Source organism: Croceifilum oryzae (assembly GCF_030814315.1).
GTDB lineage: Bacteria > Bacillota > Bacilli > Thermoactinomycetales > Thermoactinomycetaceae > Baia > Baia oryzae.
This window is the reverse complement of record NZ_JAUSUV010000014.1, coordinates 47,826-69,736: the sequence shown is the minus strand read 5'-3', so window position 1 is coordinate 69,736 and position 21,911 is coordinate 47,826. Positions and strand designations below refer to the sequence as shown.

The window sequence follows — 21,911 nt, the reverse complement described above, 5'->3', positions numbered from 1 at the left end:
TAGAACTAAATGCCTTTCGGCTAACGCCGAATCGAAATTCACCACACACTTAACTAACGTTTGAAGTGGGTGTACTCTTTCGGAAGATGGATAGAAGGGGTGCACGGATTTCATACGCTAAGCACTCAAACAGGGGTAAAACCTGATTTTTCATTACGCTAAGAGATTGTGTGTCAAAGATCATTGACATGCTTCAACTGTCGTTTTGTTGTAGTTCTGACACGCAAAAATGACCAAAAACGCACATGTCAAAGAGTCTACTTTTTGAAATATAACCTTAGCGTATGAAATCCGCGCAAATATGTCGGGGCCCCTAGAAAAGCACCTCAACTGTTGGATTTTATTTCGTGTCCAACAATTGGGGTACAGTTCATTTGGGTATATTCTTTTTTCTTGGCTTGATGGCGGAATTCCCTCATTTAAGAGCATCAAAGATGCCAAAAAAGTAGATGTAAAGGAAGAACCTTTTACCATGCTTTTAATGGGAATTGACCAATATAATATTGAGAATGAAGCCAAAAGTGGATGGCGCCCCGACGTATTGATGGTGATTACGGTAAATCCAAAGGAAAAGTCCGTGCGAACCATGAGTATTCCTCGTGATACGTATGTTAAATTTTATAATTCAACCAATAAAGGGAAAATCACAGAGACCCTATCTGCCCTTCATTCTGGTTCGGATGCGAAAACAAAAAGTCAGCAAGTTGTGAAACAGGTAGAACAGTTCTTGGATAACAAGATCCAAATTAATTATGTGGCACAGATTAACTTTTCAGGGTTTATGGATCTGGTTGATGCAGTAGATGGCATTTCAGTAGATAACAAGTATAAATTCCAAGTTCCTTTCTACGGTGGGAAATTACTTAAGTATGAAAAAGGGAAAATCAACCTAAATGGGGAAAAAGCTCTTATGTATGTTAGAACTCGTAAAGACCATAAAGGTACTGGTTCAATAGTTCCTACTGAAATGACAAACGATAATGATAGAAACCGCCGTCAACAAGAAGTGATTAGTGCCATTTTAGGAAAAATGACTGGATTTACTGGACTTACTCAGTTTAGTGATATCACCAAAGCAGTCGGAAAGAACTTCCGTTATAGCTTTGATATGGATGAAATACTCCCCATGTTTAATGTGTATCGTGAAGCACAAAACAATAAAGAATCCATTGCTCTATTTAACTATGAGGTTAGAGATAATGGTAAGTCGTTTCAAACTGTCCCTGAAGGAGAGCGTCAACGTGCTGTCGCTGAATTACTCAAGCATTTAGGTAAGAAATACGATAAACACGCTCTCTTATATGACCATACTTTGGATCCTCACCGGGCAGTTACTCTTGAGCAAATTTCAAAACAAATATCTCCAAAAGCTTATAGGAATTCCGAGGGTTAGGGAAATCAAGATTAAAAAAAGGCTCTTACTTTGAAGTCAGATACACAAAGTAAGAGCCTTTTTTTCTAGTTTTATATTCTATTTAAGTCTTGATTTACGGTTTTCTGTCGAGACTCATTTTAGGGACTTCTCCCTGAATATCCCGGCAACTACTTCTTTGATAAATGATGCTATGTCAAGAAAATAGCATCAAATATTCCGCATTTTTACGACTTATTTTCTAGATTAATGGCATATAAGTAGCACTGCTTACTAACTTACTTTGGATTTCTCCACTCTATTACTTAATCCAATCATTTTATCAACCCGAACACATTTCCAACCCCGATGATGTATCTCTTGAAATACACTTTCTAACGCCTTTATCATATGCAGGGGTGCATCTTCATCAGCTCCCCAAGTTTCACCACTATCGTGTAAAACAATCAATGCTCCTGGTGAAAGCTTATCAAGAATTTTAATTTCTATCCTTTTACTTCCGCCTTTACTTCTCCAATCCCCTACCATTAACGACCATAATACAATTTTATAGTTTTTACGCACTAAAAAAAAATCGAATATATTTAATAGGCCCCAAGGTGGACGATAAAAAACAGGTCGTTCACCCGTTGTTTTCTCTATGATTGAGACCGTATGCTTAAGATTTTGACGAACTGTCCGTGGTGTCAAGAACCAGTTGCAACGATGGACATAATTGTGAACTCCGATTAAATGCCCTTCATGATGCATTCTACGAATTAAATGAGGAAATCGTTCTGCCTTCGAACCGAGAACAAAAAATGTGGCCTTGATATTATGCTTCTTTAATAGGTCAAGTAATTTAGGTGTATATATGGGATCTGGTCCATCATCGAATGTAAAGGCAATTCCGTCGCTTGTACAACCTTCTCGAAAAACACCTACACCAAGTCTACGTGAAACAATGCTGGGAATAACTCCGTATACAGAAAATAAGGCTAGAGATAAAAGTAGTATGCGGCTCATTAGGTCTCCCTCCCTATAAAGCTTATTGCCGTTTTCTGTTCGATTGCTCCCTATACTCCTACTATGGTCACTCCGTAACCATATCCTTTGGTTATCTCCAATAGCTTGAATGTCTTCTTTTGCTGGAAAACAACCAACTACCCACACGTTAAGGGGGAGTTGGTTGTAAAAATGTCCTTTATACTCCTAAGGCGGACAGAGATTAGATATCTATTCTACATAATAAGAATCATAATTTAATCCTAGTCGTCACCAAAAAAATCGTCAAAACCACCATCAAAACCGCTGTCTACATCTTTTAGGACTTCACCTACCACTGTGGTTGCGATCATACCTGCAGCAAAGCCTCCAATAGCTCCCATCGCCGCTCCACTCATACCACTAGAATTCCTAGATTGCCCGTAGTGACTAGGTTGTCCATTGTAATTTTGCCCATTGTGATTGGGTTGTCCGTGGTGGAAATAGCCTGAATATCCTTGCGAATACGAACGAGGATCATTTGCAATCTCGGTAATCACTTGATCAAGATGGTTTATAAGCTCCGAGGATTGGTTCAGCATTTCATTGGTTAACCAAATTTCTCGCTTTATTTCTCGTTCTCCATGGAAGGAGTATAAATCGACCTCTAAAAGTAAACGAATTGCATCTTCTTCTAAAGCAACTTTAAACTTCATTTCCTGTGCTTTATCTCTAACAGAACTGGATGAGGTAAATTTAAATTCTTGCATATACCCATCGAAAGATCGCGAATCATGTATTTCATGAAAGCCAAGTTGTTGAAAAGCTTGGATAACCTTTTGAAGACGACTAGGGGGTTCGATATGAACAAAATCACGGTCTGATGAGTCTACTCCATTGGCAATATCTAAACGAGTCTTGAAGAAATAGGAAACGGAAGAGCCCGATACAAGCAGATTGTTAGGCATGGTATAAGAAAACGGAAAAGAGCGCTTTCCAGAGGGTTCGATGCGGAAAGAATCATGAAAAGGAAAAGCCTGGAGCACTTGTGTATACTCATGCCCCTGCTTCCGAATACTGACCACAAAATCAATATCAATCCGGTTGATTTTCTGCTCTACTTCTCCACCGATGACAATCAGACTTCCACTAACCGACTCTCCTAATGTAAAGGACTGTTTATCCAACACAAGGTCTACCTTGGCAGATCCATGACCAAATTTAGCAAGCATATTTTTGAACATTTCCTAAATAACCTCCACCTATGTAATTACTCCTATATGGAGCTAAATAATCCAATTACGAATAGGATTAATCCAATGAATATCCCTCCGTGAGCTATATTTTCCAAATACCTAAAATCATTACTAGTACAATGAAAATAATGAACAAGTAGTCACAATTCTATCTACCGTTTCTCCTTACAAAAGAACTACTTCCAACACTCCTGGTTTTTACTTCTACTACGACCTGTAGCCATAGCTTCTTGTTCGGTTTTAAAATAAATCTTATTTGTATCTGTGATTTGACTGATGTCACTCGTACACGTGGTTTTGTGATACACATCTCCATGGAGAGAAGCCACGAAAAGACTCAACACAGACTCGGGATGATATCCGTCTGCTTTTACATAGTTTGCTAAAGACCAGATGTTTTTCTTCGCTTCTTTGGCTATATTTTCAGCCGCTTGGTACTCTTTCGCATGAGAATCTAATGGTGGGGCAACATTGGAGACACGAGAAAAGCCATTTTTCAGTAACTCCTCTTGCACGCTCACTTTGTTGGCTGAAACATAGACCAATACCTCATTTTTATTACTCTTTGCTGCACCTGTTTTATCTAGGGTGATTTTTTTGTTATTTTGAACAAAATTTTGAAGGAACGTTTTACTTTCCAGACTATACGGTTGATTGTTGGTCGGAGCTTCGATAGACGCAAGCTTAACCGTTTGTACCTTATCTTTTGAATTTTTCACCTGCAGAGTGTTTCCATCCATAACAGTAATATTAGAGGAAGGAACTTCTAGTTTCTTCGCCTCGGATTCTTCTTTCTTTCCACAGCCCCAGAGTAGGGAAGTAATGCACAGGGCCGAAACCAAAATTGTAATCTTCTTTTTCATCCATTTTCTCCTCATTGCTTTTTCATAAAATAAGAAATTCATCCTTTGTACCTCCCTTGTACCTCTATATTATTCAATCAGATCATTTTCAACTATCGAGGTAGATTACATAAACATTACTTATTTGTAAGGTTGATTTGGCTCTATAATCTGAAATCTAACTTACACAATTGTAAGATTGGAGTAAGGTAGAAACTATTTATTAACCCAATCCTCTTTGCTAAACTAGTCCGTAAATCCATTTGCATAAAGGAGTTTTTTCGATGAAATTAGTTTCTAAAAGAACATGTATTTATATGACAGCCACAAGTATTATGATAGGTGCTGTTGTTCCATCTCTGTCTCATGCAGAAGAAAATATTTCTAATTCTAAATCTATAAACATAAAAGCATCTGCTTATACTCTTCCTTACACAGATTTGAAAAAAGAATGGAACCAGATGACGATGGATCGTTATATTAGCCGAACAGCACAACAAATTTGGTTGACATGGGGCGAGACGGAAAAGATTTGGTCTGGAATCAAATTAAATAAATATAAAAAAGCGCTCATCACGGATGGTGAAAAAGTATGGATTATTGATATCAATAAAAAAACAATTGATAAGACTTCTTACAATAGTTTGCCTAATGAGTTTAAAGACATTCCTTTTTTTAATACGATTAAGTATCAAGGGGAAGATGCTGTTTTTTATAAACTAGAGAAAGACCGATTTAAAAAATCTTATGATCGAGGGGAGTTCGAATCTCTTCCTAATTCGAATCTTGCCTATGTGATTATGACACATGAGGCATTTCATGGTGAACAAAATTGGAGTAAAACACCTGAACAATCAGAAGAGTCACCTCCAGAAAATATAAAGGGACGCATTCAGCGTCTAGAAATAGTTCGAGCACTTCGTAGTGCTGTTTTGAATCCTGCAAAAGAAAAACAGTATCTTCAGGCTGCAGCTTGGTGGTATAAGCAATATAAAGAACAAAATCCGAAGGAACATCAATTCGTTCATTTCTATGATGTTATAGAAGGATCGGCTCGTTATTTTGACATGGCTGTACATGTACGCTCCATTGTAGGAATCGATGCAAAAAGGGAAGATATTTTCAAGAATTACCAAAAAATGATCGAACTTGATTATACTTTAACTTCTGATAGATATGGCAAAACTCAACTATTGAGAGATCCAGGAATCGAGTCTTATGATATCGGGGGTCTAGCCGGAGTGCTTCTCGAAAAACATCAATGTCCAAATTGGACTAAATCGGTAGAAAATGGAATAAGACCACTCGATATTCTTCTAGAAGGAATCAATCCTACTCCGCAAGAAAAGTCTCCTGAAGTAAAAAAACTAATAGAAGATTCCTTATCTGAGAGAAAATAGTAACAGTTTTAGAAGTGAAAATATCACATCCTTTAGGGGTAGAACCAACATCTGTATCACCAACCGTAATTCGCCCAAATAATGAAAAATAGAAGCCATCTATTGAAAGATACCCCTTTCAATAGATGGCTTCTAAGCCTAGCTCTTACTACTTATATACTCATACAATCTAGTGTTCTTTTGTGATAAAATCATCATCAAACAATCTTACGAGACGTAGCTTGTCCAACATCACTCCATCAAAATATCCAATCCATCCGATCGAATGATCTTCTTCTCCCCGATCACTCCGTTGTTCGAAGCCTTCACCATTCCTAGCTCAAACCCTGATTTGACAATCATTTTTTGACATCGTTTTGTGTCTATAACCTTTTTACAATGTGCGCAACCAAACGCAGATTATGTTCAATTAATTTATTTCGGGCTTCGGCATCTCCTTCAGCCATGAGTTTGAGACATCGCTCTTCTTCCTGATCGGCTAGTGGTTGAGGGAACGCATTATTTTTAATGTACGATACAAAAAGTACCATCTCCCGAACCATTAAAGAAATCGCAGTCAAGATTCCGGGCATAAAAATCCCCTCCGATGAGATTTTTCTGTTGCATCCATCTACTATATGTATCCGCGCCCAGAAGAGTGTCTCTCGGTGCATGTACATATGAATATTGGATTCAATTTTTCCTCTTATCCCTATGCATGAGGTCTTTTGTCTTATGTTAAAGCAACGAATGAAATTTCAATTCCACCATTTAAGGAGTAAAATCCCACTTTTGAGGGTAAATATTCTTACACCACAAAAGAAGGGATCAGGATTTTTGTGTCTCCAGGCAGTACCATCTGGAAACGATATGACCTCTCGTACACATAGCTTCTTTCATAGTTCACATCTCAATGATGTACTACGAAAGAAAAATACAGGATGAGGGTCAAAATGCCCGCGGTTATCTTTTCTTTCGTAGCATTGGTTTTCTAACTACGAAAAGAGGATACTTGTATGCGGAACAAAACACCGTATCAGAAACTTTGTATCATGTTACTCGGAACATTTCTTTTAGCTTTCGTCTATTTTCATATAAACTATCAAAACCATTTAGTAGATGGGGGATTTTTCGGATTAGCCCTATTGGGAAAATACGCTTTTGGTCTCTCTCCATCGACTACAATTCTTCTCTTAGATATTCCTGTTATTTTGTTCATATTGCTTCGGAAAGATTGGAAACTCATTATTAACACTTCGATCATGACCATTTCGTTTACCCTTTTCTACAGCCTCATGGAACAATATTCTTCTCTTGTGCTTGACCTCTCGGACATGCTAATCGTAGCTTCGATTCTCTCAGGCTTAGTCACTGGATTAGCATTGGGAGTCATCTTGCGTTATGGTGGGGCAACGGGTGGGGACGAAATCTTGGGTCTCCTATTAAGTAATCGATTCGGACTTTCTATTGGAACTACGCTCTTTATCATGGATGCCCTTGTTCTCCTCCTCTCACTGTTCTACCTTTCCGTTCCTCATGTTCTTTATACGATTCTTGCAGTTGGGATCGCTGGAAAGATTACTACTTGGGTTTATCAATATGAACGAGTCTCAATCACTTCAAGTGAAAGTCACTAGATGTTTCAATAGACTAGTAAAAAGCTACTAAGACGAAAAAATAATAAAGTCTCTTACTTTGTATATATGACCTCAAAGTAAGAGACTTTATTTATTGATTCTATTCCCAAGGCGGGTTTACTATGAGAAAGTCAGCAAACTCTCTGCTTTCTTTCCTTCTAACTCTACGCGCTTCAGCTCTTCGCGAAGCCGTTTCATACAACTTCATTTCTTCTTCTGTTTCTGGGACAACAGATGGTACGGGAATAGGGGTCCGATTGTCGTTCAAGGAAACGAATGTAAGAAAGGAAGTAGCTGCGATTTTTCTTTCTCCGCTCAATAAATCTTCCTTGATCACCTTCACAAACACTTCTATGGATGTTTTTCCTGTCCACGTCACAAAAGACTCCAAGCTAACCGCATCGGTTGGTCTGATCGGGTGCAAGAAGTCAACAGAATCCGTGGAAGCTGTAACAACAGATCGACGACAATGTTTCGTTGCTGCAATAGAAGCAATATCGTCAATATAGGCCATTAGTTTCCCACCAAACAATGTATTATGGTTATTTACATCAGGCGGAAAAACTCTTGACGTTTTATAACATCTGGATTCTCGAGCATATCTTTTTTCCATTCTTCATCTACCTCTCAATCAAATGCCTAGTTGAAATGATACTACTTCTCTTTATTCCCAAGAATACGGGTGAGAGTACTATGTAAGTGGGGGTAGGCAAATGAATATCCACTTTCTTGAAGTTTGCGCGGAATTACATTACAACCATTAACCAGCAGGGGATCTGCCATTTCTCCAAAGAGAACTCTCAATAAAAAAGCAGGAAGAGGCAAAATCGTAGGGCGATGAAGTACCTTTCCTAGCGTATTTGCGAATTCCTGATTGGAAACAGGGTCCGGACTAACTATATTAACCGGACCAGTGATAGACTCTTGTTGGATTAAGAATTGTACGATGAGAGGTATCTCTTCAAGTGCAATCCAGCTCATTATCTGCTTGCCATCGCCTATTCTCCCGCCAACTCCTAGCCGAAACGGTAATAACATCTTTGCTAATGCTCCACCCTTTTCGCTTAGTACAATACCAAAACGCATGTGGACCACTCGAATCCCCGCTTCTTTTGCTGGTTGAGTAGCAGACTCCCACTCTGATATTACTTCAGCTAGAAAATCATTACTTTTCACGCCCTCTTCATCTAGAGTGATCGAAGCAGAGTGATTTCCGTAATAACCGATAGCCGATGCCGAAAGAAGTACCTTTGGGGGTTGTTTTAAACGAGCCAGAGCATTACAGAGTACAGTAGTTCCCCTCGTACGGCTCGTTAAAATACGTTCCTTTTGCTTTTCATCCCAGCGACGCGACGAGATGTTCTCCCCAGCTAAGTGGATGAGGACATCACATCCTTCTAATTGATCCGTCTCCACCACACCTTGATCCGGGTTCCAATACACTGTAGAACGGTTAGGATCCTCATTCTTTACTCTTATTATTTGAAGGACATCGTCACCCTGGTCCTTAAAATACCTAGTTAGTTCAGTGCCAACCAGTCCAGTGCATCCCGTAATGGCGATTTTCAAACCAAGTCCTCCTTTTTCAAGCTTGTCAAACTGTTCAGCAATAACTCTATTATACTTCCTTTACTCAGAAAAATAAAAAAAGAAGACCTTGCCGCTTCAAGGTCTTCAGAATGTGAAATCCCCGATTACCAACACATTTAGTCTTAACTAACTTTTCTAATATTTTTTTAATCCATATATAGATCGTGTGTATGGATGGGATGACAAAGAACATTTTCTTGTGACATATGCCATTTTGAGGGGGTTGTTCTAATTGATTAGAGCAAATTATGGAGGTAAACAAGTAGAAATCTGGTTTACTCCTTCATTTAACATAAGAACTGAGGATAAGAGATTGGAAATGCTGTTTAGAACCGCTGAAATTGAGGCATTTGATCCTTGGCAAAAAGTCATTCAGAAAGTGGAAGGGACATAAACAATCCAGTTCTTGAGTGAGCGTGTTATCCTAAACACAAAAAAGAATGACTAGTGATTACAACCATCTAGTCATTCTTTTTTTGTGTTTTTAGAAAAGTAGTTAATTATCTGGTGGGTCGTTTACAAATCCGAACATACCAATCCCTCCTTGGACAGTGGGTTTTATAAAGGAAGAACGAAATGATTCCAAGTATTCCTCATGTATAGAAATTTTTGAACGATGAGATATATCTAATAATAAGGTTAGTGTATGTCTGACCATGTTGTCAAGATTCAGCCTAGTTGCTATCCTCCAAGCGGAATCTAGGTATTGTAAAGCAGATTCCATCTTTTCTTGATGATAATGAGCTTCTCCCATAGCGGTGAGAGCTTTTGCGTAGTAATAGTCATCACTTTGAGAAAGAGTTAATGCGATTTCTAGGTGCTGTTTTGCATCCTCGAAGCGCTCTTGGAGTGAATAGATTTTGGCAAGATGTATATAAGTAGTGGAAGCTAGAACTTTTCTTTTGAGCTTTGATTGAAGCTGGTTTGCTTCTTCAAAATATACTTTTGCAATTTGTAAATTTCCTAGCCTTGCAAATGAATAGCCAATAGACGACAGGAATTCAAAAACGCGATCCACATTTCCATCTAACCGTGCCAATTCAAATCCTTCTTGTGCGATGTCCACAGCCTCTTGAAAACGCTCTTGTTTGATAAGGATTTCGGTTTTGATCTGATATAAATTGAGACGAGCATCCGAAAAATCTAGATAGGAACGATCTGTCCAGTATTTTTCGATTAGATTCAAAGCTTCATTATCTCGATCCATTTTCTCTAGAATGGAAGCTTGATTAATTCGAAATAGTACGTAGTTATAGCTACGCTCTCCATCTGGAACAAAATGTTGTATCCCTAATTGGACGACTTGTAATGCTTGTAACAGCTTGTTTTGTCGATGTAAAATTTGCGAAATTCCAAAGTAACTCGATGAGATCATATTGTGATGTAAAGGTTCTCCCGATTCAGTAGCGATTTTGATTACAGCGTTGTAGTACTTGATGGCTAAGTCATACTGTTCATTCATTTTAGAGTGCTTGGCCCGGATATAACTTGCAAACATTTCCAGAATAACATTTTTACCAAAAAGATGTACTTGCTGTGATTCTATTTGACGAAGATGCTCCATTGCTTTTGAAGGGTTCTGAGTAAGCTCCCACTCAATGAGCTTGATGTACTGGGAGATATCAAGTTCAATGGGTGCAATCTCTTCACTTAGAAAATTTTCTAAATGAAGCTTAAACAAATCACAAACCTTTTGAAGCTTGTCCCGGTCTACTCTGTGGTATCCTTTCTCAATATTATACAAGTGAGAGGTTGATATACCAGTTTCTATCGAAACATCGTCTTGGTGCATTTCCCTAGCAATACGAGCCTTTTTAATAGCTTGTGCTAGTCGGTCATTTACTAAAACAAGCAAAAATTTCTCCTCCTTTTGGAGCAGACGAGAGGATTCCAGTGGAATGCGGAGCACAGCAGGCTGTAATGGAAAGGGTAGAAGTAAAATACAAAGAAGTATATTGGATTCCTTTATCTCAACTGCGTAAATTGTAGATAATTCCAAACTTTTGTATTTTTATCGTAACATAGTAGACTATAGTCAGGAAACATCCTAGTAGATAATTGCGAAAACTTGATAAAGAGAGGGGAAAAACATGCTACGGTTTCATATCAAAGCCAAGTCGCTAGATGCCTTACGATGTTCTCGATTAGCTTTAAAGCAAGTGTTTGACCTGGAAGAACGTCGGACGACCCAACTACCTGACGAAACTACGGAAGCAGTCTATGTTGCTACTCGTAGAAAAACAGAGCAGACACTTGTTATCACAACTGACACGAAAGTGAAGATTTATCTACCAAACATCACATGGAAAAAATTTGAAATGGACAACAACACCATTTTTTATGGACATGGGTATGATATTTTTTCCGATTAGACTTGTTTCTCCCTCATTTATCTAATTTCGACATTATTTACTTATCACCTGTTCTCAGACTTACCCCTCTCCATCATTTTATTTAATTGGATCAGGAGGAGGCACGACCTTATGTACAGACTGTTTGTAGGCGATCCGCCTTTAGAAGCAGGAATCTAGTTGCTTTGATGTATGGGTTCTATCCTTACGGTATTTTCACTGGTTGCTTCATCATGTAAATATGAGGGATGTAGAAGAATTAATAGCTCATCCTTCATATTTTTTTATTTACATAGGGAATTGGTTGTGTTGGGAATTCTCACAATACAGTTTGGAAAATCATATTCTCTCATATACAAACAAAGACCCCTGTGATAGTCAAATCTCATTTGAGACAGCTATTACAGGAGTTTTACTGTGTTTAAAATGAATAATTTACTCTCTTTTTTCGTTTTGCATTTTGTCAAATCGCCTACGAAATACTAAAGTCGAGACAACGAATATAATGCAAACTACTGCTGAAACAGCAGTATACATCTTCGCCCCATCTTTTATTGGAGAGTCGAACAACGGAGGGATCGAGGTCAGTAAAACGGCGCCAGAAATACCCAATCCTAAAATCGAGATCGCCAAAATCTTATTCATCAAATCACCTCACATATGATTAATGACTGAAGCAAGCTTGCGCTTGAGACATAGTCCCCACACCAACAGCCGCAAATGCACCAATACATGCCGCACATATTGCGGCAGTAACTGGTGTCGGTGCCATACACGTACCAACACATGAAGCCGCGATAACATAACCCAATGTACCACCAAGACCCATAACTACGGTAAGACAAGCAGCGATTTTTTTAACACCCATTGGTTTAATTCCAGAGCCAAACGGCTTTTCTGCACGCATTTGATCATCTGTCTTATACGCAATCCCAGTATCCGTGGAAGTAGTAGATACTCCATTCAAATACTTATTGACTTGGAAGTTTCCGAACACATTTTTGGTTACTAACGATTCATTTGTCTGCAATACAGCATCATTCTTATCAAAGAATGTCGTTACGTTACTAGAAAGGCTATAATCCCCTTGCAAAGGAACTGTAACAACTGTAACTCCACCACCAACGGTGTACACAACTGATCTTTCAAAAGCAAAAGCAGACAAAGGGGCTACTTTTTTAACTTCACCTTTCTCTACTGCATGTAGCATTGTATTGACCCATTTCTTAGCTTCATTACCTTTAACTACAACAATACCAGTATCATTGGTTTGCGCAGTAACCCTCAAACTTGGAGATAAAGTTAAACAAAACATAACCAAAGCTATTAATACTGGCATAAAAATTTTTTTCGCCTTCAACATAATAAAACCTCCTAGTATATATTCTAATTGTGCAAATCGATTCCCTTTTTGAGCTATAGATACTTGTTAATGCGTTAGAATGGATATCACCTTAATTTCAATCTATACTATATTTTTAAAATTATTTAACACATTTACAATGTTATAATATATCAAATTTAACAGTCAATAGGATTAATAAAACACGAAATCTTTTATTTTACGAAAAATATTTATATTATTGGTAATTTTATCTGTGGGAAAAACTATTGATTTGCAAATTATGTGTTTAGATAGTTTCTACCTCATTAGTACTATCACTTAAGTGTTCACTATTTAGCACATAACCATTTCCCTGAAAACAAAAAGGATATAAGCCTAATCACATCATTGGCTTATATCCTTAGCAATATTTCATATCAACTTAAACACTTTACTCTTCTAATAGCTCCTGTAAAAATTTCTCTCGATTCTGCAAAAAATACTTTGTAATTTGATAATGATCGGTCATTTCATACTCAATTTCCTTAATTGGACCATGGTCAAAACTCAAAATGGTAGCATTGGGATAACCCAACAGTATAGGGGAATGTGTAGCGATAATAAATTGACTGTCTCCCTTAGAGGCTAATGTATGTAATATCTTCAAGAAAGCAAGCTGCCTTTGTGGGGATAATGCTGCCTCCGGCTCGTCCAATAAATAGATTGCTTTCCCCTTAAAACGATTTAAAAAAAGGGATAAAAATGATTCTCCGTGTGATTGTTCGTGTAAAGAGCGACCGCCGTAAGCCTCTATTCCCTTGATGTCGTCAATATGAGATGCAAAATGATAAAAGGATTCTGCTCTCAGAAAAAAGCCCCTTGTGACCTTCGGAAGCCAAGAAAGGCTTATATATTCTCCAAGTACAGATCCAGACGCATGAACATCATATAGATTATTCCGACCTCCACCAGCGGTATTAAATTCACATTTGTCCGCAATTGCCTCTAGTAAAGTAGATTTTCCAGAACCATTTTCTCCAACAAAAAAAGTAACTTGGCTCTTCAAGTCGATATAGTCAAGATGTTTGATATACGGAATGGAAAAGGGATATTCGTGAAAGGAAGAGATACGATCTTGTAGAAGCGTAATTCTGTTTAGGAACAAATTTCTCACCTCATTGGAAGACTTATCATCTCAGTTTTGATAGATAACGGAGTTTAGATTTTCTTGTAATTCAGGCGCAAACTCTTTTCGTGTACTAAGATAAAATTGACTTTCTCCGGTTACATGTACACGAACAAGACCTGCTGCTCGCAGTGTCATAAGATGATGATGAATGTTCCCCTTTGCCCCTCCTATATACTTCAAAACATCTGTAAATGTACGTTTCTCCAAAGAAAGAAACTGTAATATCTCTAAGCGCTTTCGATCAGATAGGCATTTTCCGATGTGAATCAACTCATCTATACTTGATGATTCCGTTTTAAGCGGAAACCATACAAATATCTTATCTCTAAAAATACTAAAGGTATGTAGCGGGCTAAAGTGAATAGATGGGATCATGATAACATGCTTCATATCTTCTATTTCAATCTGAAGCCCAGTCGCAACATGCCCCACTACCTGAATAGAAGACATCTGCATCTTTTGTTTATTGAAGCTCTTGACCGCTTTTTTTAACTTATTTTCAACCTTTTCATATTGAAAATACTGCTCATTCCATTTCGAAAGAAAGTAAACAAACTGATTCCGTTGTTTCTCTAAATCCAATAATATCTGTGAATCTGCTTCTCTCAGATGCGGAGCTAACCGTTCATAAATCTCAATTGCAGTTAGCCCTTCTAACCAGCTTAAAAATGACTCTATCTGTTGGTTTTGTGGGCTGTTTTCAATCAATAAGCAAGCAACATTACTAAACGTTAAGTCCTCAAACTGCGCCAATTCTTTTTCAAATTCTGCTGTTAACCTCTCCTGTACGTCATGAATCCATCCTATTCCTTTGTCTAAATACTTTAGATTTGCTCTTCGTTTATATAAAAGAAAGCTTAAAAGAAGTTCATATGTAATGGAATCCCCTGCTTCTACTTGATAAGTCATATTTGCCTCCCGATATTCGATTCTAACTATAGAATAACACAATAAATAACTCGTAAAGAACCAAAAATAAATTCAATATATATTTACATGTATTTATAGTTCTATTATTATTGAACTTATTAATGGTTTTTATTAAAACAGAACTATATAAACTAAAAAGCAATGGAGAAAAGAACCAATGATCCATGTATCGTTGGTATTCTTCAAAAACACTTTATGGGGGACTCTATATGAACCTTATTATGAATGAATCTACTCGTTGGAATTTGAACAGTTTATATCCGGAACAGATGGAACTTACACTATCTACCGAATTGGATGAATTAGAGGTTACTCTAGATCAACTACTACAAAGCATGAGACAGCTTTCTCCCAATTCAAATGCGATTCAATCAGAAGAACTATCCCTTCTCTCCCAATTGATTAGACGAATTGAAAAAGCCGACTCCTATTATTATTGTCTTTCGGCTGAAACACCTAGACATTCCATCATCACCTCACTACATAGCCGTGTCTCCAAACTAAAAGCGGGAATTCGTTCTCTCTGGTCTGATTTAGGACGAAAACTCGCTCTAATGGAAGATGAACCATTTGCTGATTGGTCTAGTCTTCCTGCTATTCGTCCTTTTCGCTCTGATTTATCTACCCTTCGTAAAAAGAGCCAACCCTTTCCTAGCGATCTAGAAGATTTTGCTACAAATCTTGTTGGAGATGGGCTTAAATCTTTAGAGCATATGTATATCCAACTTCGTGATAAGTTGAAAATTGACATAGAGGATGGGATGAATGAAACAAAAATATCGTTTGGTGAAGCCCACAGAATGGCACTTAGTGACCCAGATCCAGATAGACGAAAACAAGTATTTCAATCTCTCACACAATCCTTGGAACAAGAGTCAGACCTTTTTGCATCTGTTTTAAATCAAATTACGGGTTTTCGCCTAGCCCTTTGCCATGCCCATGAACGAAGAGATGTTTTAGATGAGTCGTTAGAATTAAATGGTCTTTCTCGTATTACTCTCGATACCATGTGGGAAACCATTGACAGTCTTCTTCCTAAACTAACTCATTTCCTACAGCTAAAGGCGAGTGAATATGGACAAGAAAAAATCTCTTGGCATCAACTAAAAACCCCATCCCACGTTTCTACTCAGATTCCTTTCTCTGATGCGATGGAACGGATTATTCAAACTTCTAACCAATTAGATCCAGCGATAGGTGACTTCATGCATAAGGCTGTTATGCATGAATGGATCGATGCTGTACCTCATAAAAACAAACCGCTAGGCGGCTTTTGTGCTCCCTTTATCCATGACGGAGAATCCCGTATTTCCTTAAATTACGATGGAAGTGTGGAAAGCGGTAGAATCCTTGCTCATGAACTAGGACATGCATGGCATTATCGACAGTTGGAAGATCCCACTTCACTTATATTGTTGGAGGATCGATTTAGCATGACCATTGCTGAAACATCCTCTATCTTCTTTCAGTTGACCTTTATCGATGATATGATTCTTCATTCAAAGGATAAGGAAGAGAAAAAATTATTACTTAGTTGGAAAATACAAGATAGCCTCACTTATGTGATGGGAATTCGAGCAGCCTATCTATTTGAAACCCGCCTCTATGAAAAACGGAGTACTGGCCCCTTAAGTGCGAGTCAGTTAGAGGAATTGTTTATAGAAGCCCAAAAAGAAGCTTACAGAGATCATCTTAGTCAATATCAGCCTTTTGAGTGGATCAAAGCGATCCAGTTTTATAGACCCTATGTCTCCTTCTATAACTATCCATATACCTTCGGCTATCTGTTTAGCCTAGGTCTATTGGCAATAGCTAAGAAAGATGGAAAGCAATTCGCTCAGAAATTTAGTCATTTCCTAAGCGAAACAGGAAAGAAATCAGTGGAGGAATTGGCGCTTCAACACTTTCATATTGACTTGTCCCATCCTGATTTTTGGCATCAATCCATCCAACGGATTGTAAAGGATATTGAAGAATACATTCATTTATCTACAAAATAACTAAGCTTCAATTACCAAAATACTAATCTGTCACAGCTTGTCCACCCTATGAATGATTTGTCTTTTTTATTCGTGAATCCTTTTGTCTTATTCAAAGAGAAAGCCAATATACCCTAGACTCAGGTAATTGGCTTATCTCTTTTTCATTTATTTTTTTGCACACCGGCTGTTATCTCTGCAACTTGATTTGGGTGTTTTTCAATCCATTTTTTTGCCGCCTGATCTGGGGTCATCCCGTTTGCAACATCGAGCATGACTTCCTCCATGTCTCGAGTCGTCCAAAAAAATTGATCGATCATTTTACATGCCTCTGGTTGATCTTCTTTGAAGCCTTTTCGCACGATCGTGTAAATGTTTTCGGGTTCGCCAAAGGTTTTCTTTGGATCATCTAAGTATTTTAAATCATACTTGAGGAACATCCAATGCGGTGTCCAACCCGTAATCACAATCGGTTTTTTCTTCTTATACGCTCGATCTAATTCTGCTACCATCGCCGCATCAGAGCCTTCTAACAACTTCATTCCCAGATTGTACTGCTTGATCGTCTCCTTCGCGAGCAACATCGTTCCAGAGCCGGGGTCAATCCCGATAATTTTTTGGTCAAATTGATCTTTGTGAGATGCTAACTCCTCAATCGAATTGATGTTTACGTATTTCGGAACAACCAGTCCGATACGTGTCTTTTCCAGATTTACACCTAAATTAACCAGATCCTTTTTATACCGATCGTAGTATTGTGCACCTGTTGTGGGGAGCCAAGCCGCTAACATTGCATCTGCATTTCCTGTTGCAATTGCATCATACATAGGTCCAGCATCCACTCGAATCAACTTTACTGGAAATCCTTCTTTTTCTAGAATGTTTTTAAGTGTGTAGGTACTTGCCTCTTCCGATACCCAGTTTACATAGATGAGTTTAATCTCATTTCGCTTTACACCACTTTGTGCATAACTAGTAATCGTCAATGCTAAAACCGTGAGTACGGCTACAGGAGCCGCCCATTTTCTTGTTTTTGCGAGAAGCGGAATCTGCCTGTGCCTGCTCCCTGTCTCCATCCTATTTTGATTCAAATTCTGGGTGAGACGGTCTAAGATGATCGCAATAATGACGATGGCGAGTCCACTTTCAAAACCAATGCCCACTTTTAATCGGGTAATCGATTCTAGTACAACTGCTCCAATTCCCTCTGCACCAATCATACTGGCCGTCACCACCATGGAAAGGGAAAGCATGATTGTTTGATTTACTCCAGCCAGAATCGTCTGCCTAGCCAGAGGGATCTCTACTTTGGTTAGCTTCTGCCTGGTGGTAGCACCAAAAGCTTCAGCCGCTTCTTTTAGATCGATCGGCACTTGTCGCAACCCCAAACTGGTAAATCGGATAGTAGGAGGCATCGCAAAAATAACAGATGCGATAACTCCTGGTACGGTTCCCAGTGAGAAAAAGAAGACAGCTGGGATTAAGTAGACAAAAGCAGGCATGGTTTGCATGAAATCTAAAATGGGCTTTAAAAAAGCTTGTACTCGATCATTTCTGCCCGACCATAGCCCCAGAGGGATTCCGATGATGATCGCGATCAAAGTAGAGGTAAGTACTAATGAAAGAGTCTGAATGCTCTCATCCCAGTAACCGAGATTCCATATCAGCAGTAATCCAGCAAGAGACAAGACAGCAGTCCAAATTTGGGTCAGCCACAGGATAAAGAAGATCAAGATCGATATCATGGCAAGTGGGGGTAAAACGGTTAAAATCCTCGTAAAAAAAGTAACCGTTGGTTCGATCATGTTTTTAATGATTTGAAAGACTGGATCAAAATGATCCTGTAGCCAATTCACTAGCCATTCGATCCATTCAGCAAGTGGAATCTTGGGAATCATTCTTTCTCACCTCCATACCCAGCAAATGCGGAAAATAAAGCGCCTCGTCCGATTACGCCTTTTAATTTTCCTGTCTCATTGGTAACGATAGAAGGATAGAGAAATTCGCTTTCCGCCATCAATACTAAGAGGTCACTGAGAGGTGTGTCTTTAGAAACGGTCACACAATCCGCAACCAAGATATCTTCTAATAAAAGGTTTTGCTCTAATGCTTGTTTTAACCCCTCTGCTGTTACAATTCCCTTTACGATACGGTTCCGATCCGTTACCACCACAGTAGGGATGGCGTTTTCTTTCATTTTCTTCAGTGCTACACGTGGTCCATCCTTACCCATTATGATCGACTCTGCTGGTTTCATGATCGATTCTGCGGTTATCACATGTGTTAAATCGACGTTCTTCACAAAGCGTTTTACATAGTCATTTGCAGGATGGGTCAAGATCTCTTCAGGTGTTCCAATCTGTTGGATTGTACCGTCCCTCATCAACATAATCCGATCGCCGATATGGATCGCTTCATCTAAGTCATGGGTGATAAAGATAAACGTCTTCTTCATGCGTTGTTGTAGATCGACTAGCTCATCTTGCATCTCTTTACGGATCAAGGGATCTAACGCACTAAACGCTTCATCCATCAACAAAATATCTGGGTCATTCGCCAAGGCCCTTGCGAGTCCTACCCTTTGTTGCATCCCTCCACTTAATTGATCTGGTTTTTGATCTGCATAGCTATGTAAACTTACCAATTCTAAGGAGTTCATCGCCTTTTCTTGACGTTCTGCTTTCATCACTCCTTGAATTTCTAATCCAAACTCCACATTTTCTAATACAGTTCGATGTGGAAAAAGAGCGAACTTCTGAAAAACCATTCCCATCTTTTTTCTGCGAACTTCTCGTACTTCTTCCGCCGACATCTTCATAATGTCTCTGCCATCTAATAAAATAGATCCATCTGTTGGCTCGATCAGTCTGTTAAGAAGACGAATGACAGTAGACTTACCGCTTCCAGATAGGCCCATAATCACAAAAATCTCTCCGTTATATATCTCAAACGTCGCGCGATTTACCCCAATCGTACAACCCGTCTCTTGCAAAATTTCTTCTTTCTCTTTGCCCTCGTCTAAAAGCTTTAATGCCCTCTTCGGGGACCGTCCAAAAACTTTGGTAAGATTGCGGATTTCCAGCTTATCCATTCTTGTATCCTCCATGGGAAGAAATGATGAACCTATTATTCCCCAGTTTCCCATTTTGTTTACAAATAAAGAAGCCGATATCCTTTTTAGAATATCGGCTTAGGTATTTCAATCCAAACAGGGCATGCTATCCCTACAGATCGACAAGCCTAGGAGGTGATCGCTTGAATCATAAACGATCCGTCATGATCTTATTTTTCATCATGTCAACACTCTGTTTTTCAAATGTCCACGAAGCCCATGCACTCACACCTTCTTTTAGAACCATTCCGCCTATTGAAATCTTTGATACGACTCAAGAAAAGGTCATAGCAACCGTACAAAACTCCCCTGAAATCCAACTCGAAGTAAAGGACATGCTCCATCGAATCACCCAAAGAAGTCCACGAGCTAATCTAGAAGCAAAAAATCAACTGATGATTCGAGTACCGTTAGAACCTTCTATTTATGTTCAAAAAGATAGTGTTATCACTGGCTACATTTCTGAAGTGATTGTCATCATCAGTAAAACAGGTTCCCATTCCAACTCGAATCTACTATTATTTAATGAAGAAAACCAGCCTGTTTTGATTGAGTGTAACTTTCACCCAGATTCATTTCTCAAGAAGATAGGATATCAAAACTGAAGCCCCCTATCTGAGGAGGGATTCCTGTATGATGTATTGGGTTATTGGCTTAGCTGGAGTAATCGGCGCTCTGCTTCGCTACTATGTAGGCATTTTCTTACCTTCAGGTGAGCTGTATGGACTTCCTCTCGGAACTCTAAGCGTCAACTTCATTGGTTGTTTCTCACTTAGCTGGTTTACGGTTTGGTCTATGGAGAGAAAACAGATTCCTTCGTGGTTTCGAACGGGATTTGCTACCGGGTTCATCGGAGCATTTACGACTTTCTCCACATTTAGTGTAGAGGTAGTAAAAATGCTACATGATGGCTTATGGATCATGGCTTTTTCTTATGTGCTCCTTTCATTATGGGGAGGTCTATTGTTAACTTGGAGCGGGTATAAAATAGCGAGCAAACAAGGAAATAAACGCAGTTTAGAAGGTGAGCACTCATGATGATCAACAGCTTATTAGTGGGGGTTGGAGGATTTCTTGGGGCCATCTCCCGATTCTGGATTAGTCAGCGAATGAATAAGCCTATGCCTCGTTTCCCATATGGAACTTTCACGATTAATCTCCTAGGGGCATTTCTACTAGGATTAGCAAGTGGGATGCGCTTATCTGAACCGTGGATTTTATTAGTAGGAACAGGCTTTTTGGGAGCTTTCACCACCTTTTCGACATTGCACTGGGAAAGCGAGCAACTTAGAAAATCCGGAAAATGGGAAAAGTTCTTGTGGTACCTTGGAATGAGCTACACAATCGGAATTTTTCTTGCCTTTGTGGGTTATTGGGTGGGACAAACATGGTACTAGGGGGAAAAGTGGATATGAGAACACAGTTAGTAAAAAATGATCTAACATACGCGGATCAAAAATTACCTTACATTCGCTTACATATAGAAAGCCAGTTCCCAAAGGAATTAGAGAAAATAGAGAACCAACTAGGAGAACCATGTGTATTACATGGGTAAATAGGGTAGATTTCGTTCATTGCGAGAACCAAAAAGCTCAGCTTACACGATAAAAAATGATTGCTCATTTACTATGATTTGGTCTCAGGTTTTATGTAGGATGACCTGAGAAAACCTATTTATTTGTAACACGATATAACTGCGTATATCGATTCCAAAAAATCATATAGTGATCTCCTCTTTTACATCATCCACCTGTAGACGATCCCATTCACGGTGGATGATCTCCTTTTCCAGTTTCGATACATCCAATCGATAATAGGTGATCTCCAACAAGTCTCGATTTAACTGATTTAGTCTTTCTAATGCCTTCATTCCATCACGTCCTTGACTCTACCAATATCTATTTTCATTTGATCTATACCCCTATTAAAACATGATTGAAACCATGATTATATCCAAAAATATTTTTTCTTTATGAAAATTAAATAG

The 21,911-nt window shown here is 38.7% G+C and carries 22 protein-coding genes and 1 pseudogene; 10 read left to right on the top strand and 13 right to left on the bottom strand.

Annotation, left to right across the window (positions count from 1 at the left end):
• Positions 1-301: 301 nt before the first annotated feature.
• On the top strand, positions 302-1,393 hold the full coding sequence (locus tag J2Z48_RS13830) for an LCP family protein (protein WP_503128553.1): 1,092 nt from the start codon (positions 302-304) through the stop codon (positions 1,391-1,393).
• 252 nt (positions 1,394-1,645) lie between these two features.
• On the opposite strand, the gene J2Z48_RS13825 is transcribed toward J2Z48_RS13830, so the two are convergent.
• From J2Z48_RS13825 to J2Z48_RS13815, 3 genes are all read right to left on the bottom strand, one after another.
• The gene (locus J2Z48_RS13825) at positions 1,646-2,377 is read right to left on the bottom strand and encodes a polysaccharide deacetylase family protein (protein WP_307254469.1); all 732 of its coding nucleotides are present in this window, start codon (positions 2,375-2,377) and stop codon (positions 1,646-1,648) included.
• Between the two features lie 242 nt (positions 2,378-2,619).
• Positions 2,620-3,579, bottom strand: a complete 960-nt coding sequence (locus J2Z48_RS13820) for a sporulation protein (protein ID WP_307254467.1) — start codon at positions 3,577-3,579, stop codon at positions 2,620-2,622.
• Between the two features lie 188 nt (positions 3,580-3,767).
• Positions 3,768-4,496 (bottom strand): thermonuclease family protein, encoded by a 729-nt coding sequence (locus tag J2Z48_RS13815; RefSeq protein ID WP_307254465.1) that lies wholly within the window; start codon positions 4,494-4,496, stop codon positions 3,768-3,770.
• 221 nt (positions 4,497-4,717) lie between these two features.
• Here J2Z48_RS13815 and J2Z48_RS13810 point away from each other — a divergent pair, with 221 nt between their 5' ends.
• Positions 4,718-5,833 (top strand): hypothetical protein, encoded by a 1,116-nt coding sequence (locus J2Z48_RS13810; RefSeq protein WP_307254464.1) that lies wholly within the window; start codon positions 4,718-4,720, stop codon positions 5,831-5,833.
• 368 nt (positions 5,834-6,201) lie between these two features.
• On the opposite strand, the pseudogene J2Z48_RS13805 reads toward J2Z48_RS13810, so the two are convergent.
• Positions 6,202-6,405 (bottom strand): annotated as a pseudogene (locus J2Z48_RS13805) (RNA polymerase subunit sigma-70); the annotation flags it as partial.
• Positions 6,406-6,828: 423 nt separating this feature from the next.
• Between J2Z48_RS13805 and J2Z48_RS13800 the strand changes: the two are divergent.
• Positions 6,829-7,449 (top strand): YitT family protein, encoded by a 621-nt coding sequence (locus tag J2Z48_RS13800; protein ID WP_307254461.1) that lies wholly within the window; start codon positions 6,829-6,831, stop codon positions 7,447-7,449.
• 100 nt (positions 7,450-7,549) lie between these two features.
• Here the strand turns inward: J2Z48_RS13800 and J2Z48_RS13795 are convergent, their stop codons facing one another.
• Positions 7,550-8,062 carry an acyl-CoA thioesterase gene (locus J2Z48_RS13795; protein ID WP_131849824.1) on the bottom strand — a complete coding sequence of 171 codons (513 nt, stop codon included), beginning with the start codon at positions 8,060-8,062 and terminating at the stop codon, positions 7,550-7,552.
• 41 nt (positions 8,063-8,103) lie between these two features.
• Complete coding sequence (locus J2Z48_RS13790) at positions 8,104-9,018, bottom strand: TIGR01777 family oxidoreductase (protein ID WP_307254457.1); 915 nt, start codon at positions 9,016-9,018, stop codon at positions 8,104-8,106.
• Between the two features lie 253 nt (positions 9,019-9,271).
• Here J2Z48_RS13790 and J2Z48_RS13785 point away from each other — a divergent pair, with 253 nt between their 5' ends.
• Complete coding sequence (locus J2Z48_RS13785) at positions 9,272-9,433, top strand: hypothetical protein (protein WP_307254456.1); 162 nt, start codon at positions 9,272-9,274, stop codon at positions 9,431-9,433.
• Positions 9,434-9,535: 102 nt separating this feature from the next.
• On the opposite strand, the gene J2Z48_RS13780 is transcribed toward J2Z48_RS13785, so the two are convergent.
• Positions 9,536-10,894 (bottom strand): helix-turn-helix domain-containing protein, encoded by a 1,359-nt coding sequence (locus J2Z48_RS13780; protein ID WP_307254453.1) that lies wholly within the window; start codon positions 10,892-10,894, stop codon positions 9,536-9,538.
• 235 nt (positions 10,895-11,129) lie between these two features.
• On the opposite strand from J2Z48_RS13780, the gene J2Z48_RS13775 reads away from it, so the two are divergent.
• Positions 11,130-11,411: a hypothetical protein gene (locus J2Z48_RS13775; protein WP_307254450.1), complete on the top strand. Its 282-nt coding sequence runs from the start codon at positions 11,130-11,132 to the stop codon at positions 11,409-11,411.
• Between the two features lie 643 nt (positions 11,412-12,054).
• Here J2Z48_RS13775 and J2Z48_RS13770 read toward each other — a convergent pair.
• The 3 genes from J2Z48_RS13770 to J2Z48_RS13760 all read right to left on the bottom strand — a co-directional run bounded on the left by J2Z48_RS13770 (position 12,055) and on the right by J2Z48_RS13760 (position 14,812).
• Positions 12,055-12,753, bottom strand: a complete 699-nt coding sequence (locus tag J2Z48_RS13770; RefSeq protein ID WP_307254448.1) for a hypothetical protein — start codon at positions 12,751-12,753, stop codon at positions 12,055-12,057.
• A gap of 412 nt (positions 12,754-13,165) precedes the next feature.
• Entirely contained in the window at positions 13,166-13,879 is a 714-nt protein-coding gene (locus J2Z48_RS13765; protein WP_307254446.1) for an AAA family ATPase, read from the bottom strand.
• A gap of 30 nt (positions 13,880-13,909) precedes the next feature.
• Positions 13,910-14,812 carry a winged helix-turn-helix domain-containing protein gene (locus tag J2Z48_RS13760; RefSeq protein WP_307254445.1) on the bottom strand — a complete coding sequence of 301 codons (903 nt, stop codon included), beginning with the start codon at positions 14,810-14,812 and terminating at the stop codon, positions 13,910-13,912.
• Positions 14,813-15,042: 230 nt separating this feature from the next.
• On the opposite strand from J2Z48_RS13760, the gene J2Z48_RS13755 reads away from it, so the two are divergent.
• A complete protein-coding gene (locus J2Z48_RS13755) occupies positions 15,043-16,833 on the top strand; it encodes a M3 family metallopeptidase (protein ID WP_307254444.1) in 1,791 nt (596 codons plus the stop codon).
• Between the two features lie 143 nt (positions 16,834-16,976).
• Here J2Z48_RS13755 and J2Z48_RS13750 read toward each other — a convergent pair whose 3' ends face one another.
• Both J2Z48_RS13750 and J2Z48_RS13745 read right to left on the bottom strand, forming a co-directional pair.
• The gene (locus J2Z48_RS13750) at positions 16,977-18,710 is read right to left on the bottom strand and encodes an ABC transporter permease/substrate binding protein (RefSeq protein WP_307254442.1); all 1,734 of its coding nucleotides are present in this window, start codon (positions 18,708-18,710) and stop codon (positions 16,977-16,979) included.
• Positions 18,707-19,903, bottom strand: a complete 1,197-nt coding sequence (locus J2Z48_RS13745; RefSeq protein ID WP_307254440.1) for a quaternary amine ABC transporter ATP-binding protein — start codon at positions 19,901-19,903, stop codon at positions 18,707-18,709. The genes J2Z48_RS13750 and J2Z48_RS13745 overlap by 4 nt, the downstream gene beginning before the upstream one ends.
• Positions 19,904-20,067: 164 nt before the next feature.
• On the opposite strand from J2Z48_RS13745, the gene J2Z48_RS13740 reads away from it, so the two are divergent.
• The 4 genes from J2Z48_RS13740 to J2Z48_RS13725 are packed head-to-tail and all read left to right on the top strand — an operon-like array spanning position 20,068 to position 21,479.
• A complete protein-coding gene (locus tag J2Z48_RS13740) occupies positions 20,068-20,529 on the top strand; it encodes a hypothetical protein (RefSeq protein ID WP_307254439.1) in 462 nt (153 codons plus the stop codon).
• Between the two features lie 28 nt (positions 20,530-20,557).
• On the top strand, positions 20,558-20,962 hold the full coding sequence (gene crcB, locus J2Z48_RS13735; RefSeq protein WP_307254436.1) for a fluoride efflux transporter CrcB: 405 nt from the start codon (positions 20,558-20,560) through the stop codon (positions 20,960-20,962).
• Entirely contained in the window at positions 20,962-21,321 is a 360-nt protein-coding gene (gene crcB / locus J2Z48_RS13730; RefSeq protein ID WP_307254473.1) for a fluoride efflux transporter CrcB, read from the top strand. The genes crcB (J2Z48_RS13735) and crcB (J2Z48_RS13730) overlap by 1 nt, the downstream gene beginning before the upstream one ends.
• A gap of 14 nt (positions 21,322-21,335) precedes the next feature.
• Positions 21,336-21,479, top strand: a complete 144-nt coding sequence (locus J2Z48_RS13725; RefSeq protein WP_307254435.1) for a hypothetical protein — start codon at positions 21,336-21,338, stop codon at positions 21,477-21,479.
• A 162-nt stretch (positions 21,480-21,641) separates the two neighbouring features.
• On the opposite strand, the gene J2Z48_RS13720 is transcribed toward J2Z48_RS13725, so the two are convergent.
• Complete coding sequence (locus tag J2Z48_RS13720) at positions 21,642-21,794, bottom strand: hypothetical protein (RefSeq protein ID WP_307254433.1); 153 nt, start codon at positions 21,792-21,794, stop codon at positions 21,642-21,644.
• Positions 21,795-21,911 lie beyond the last annotated feature (117 nt).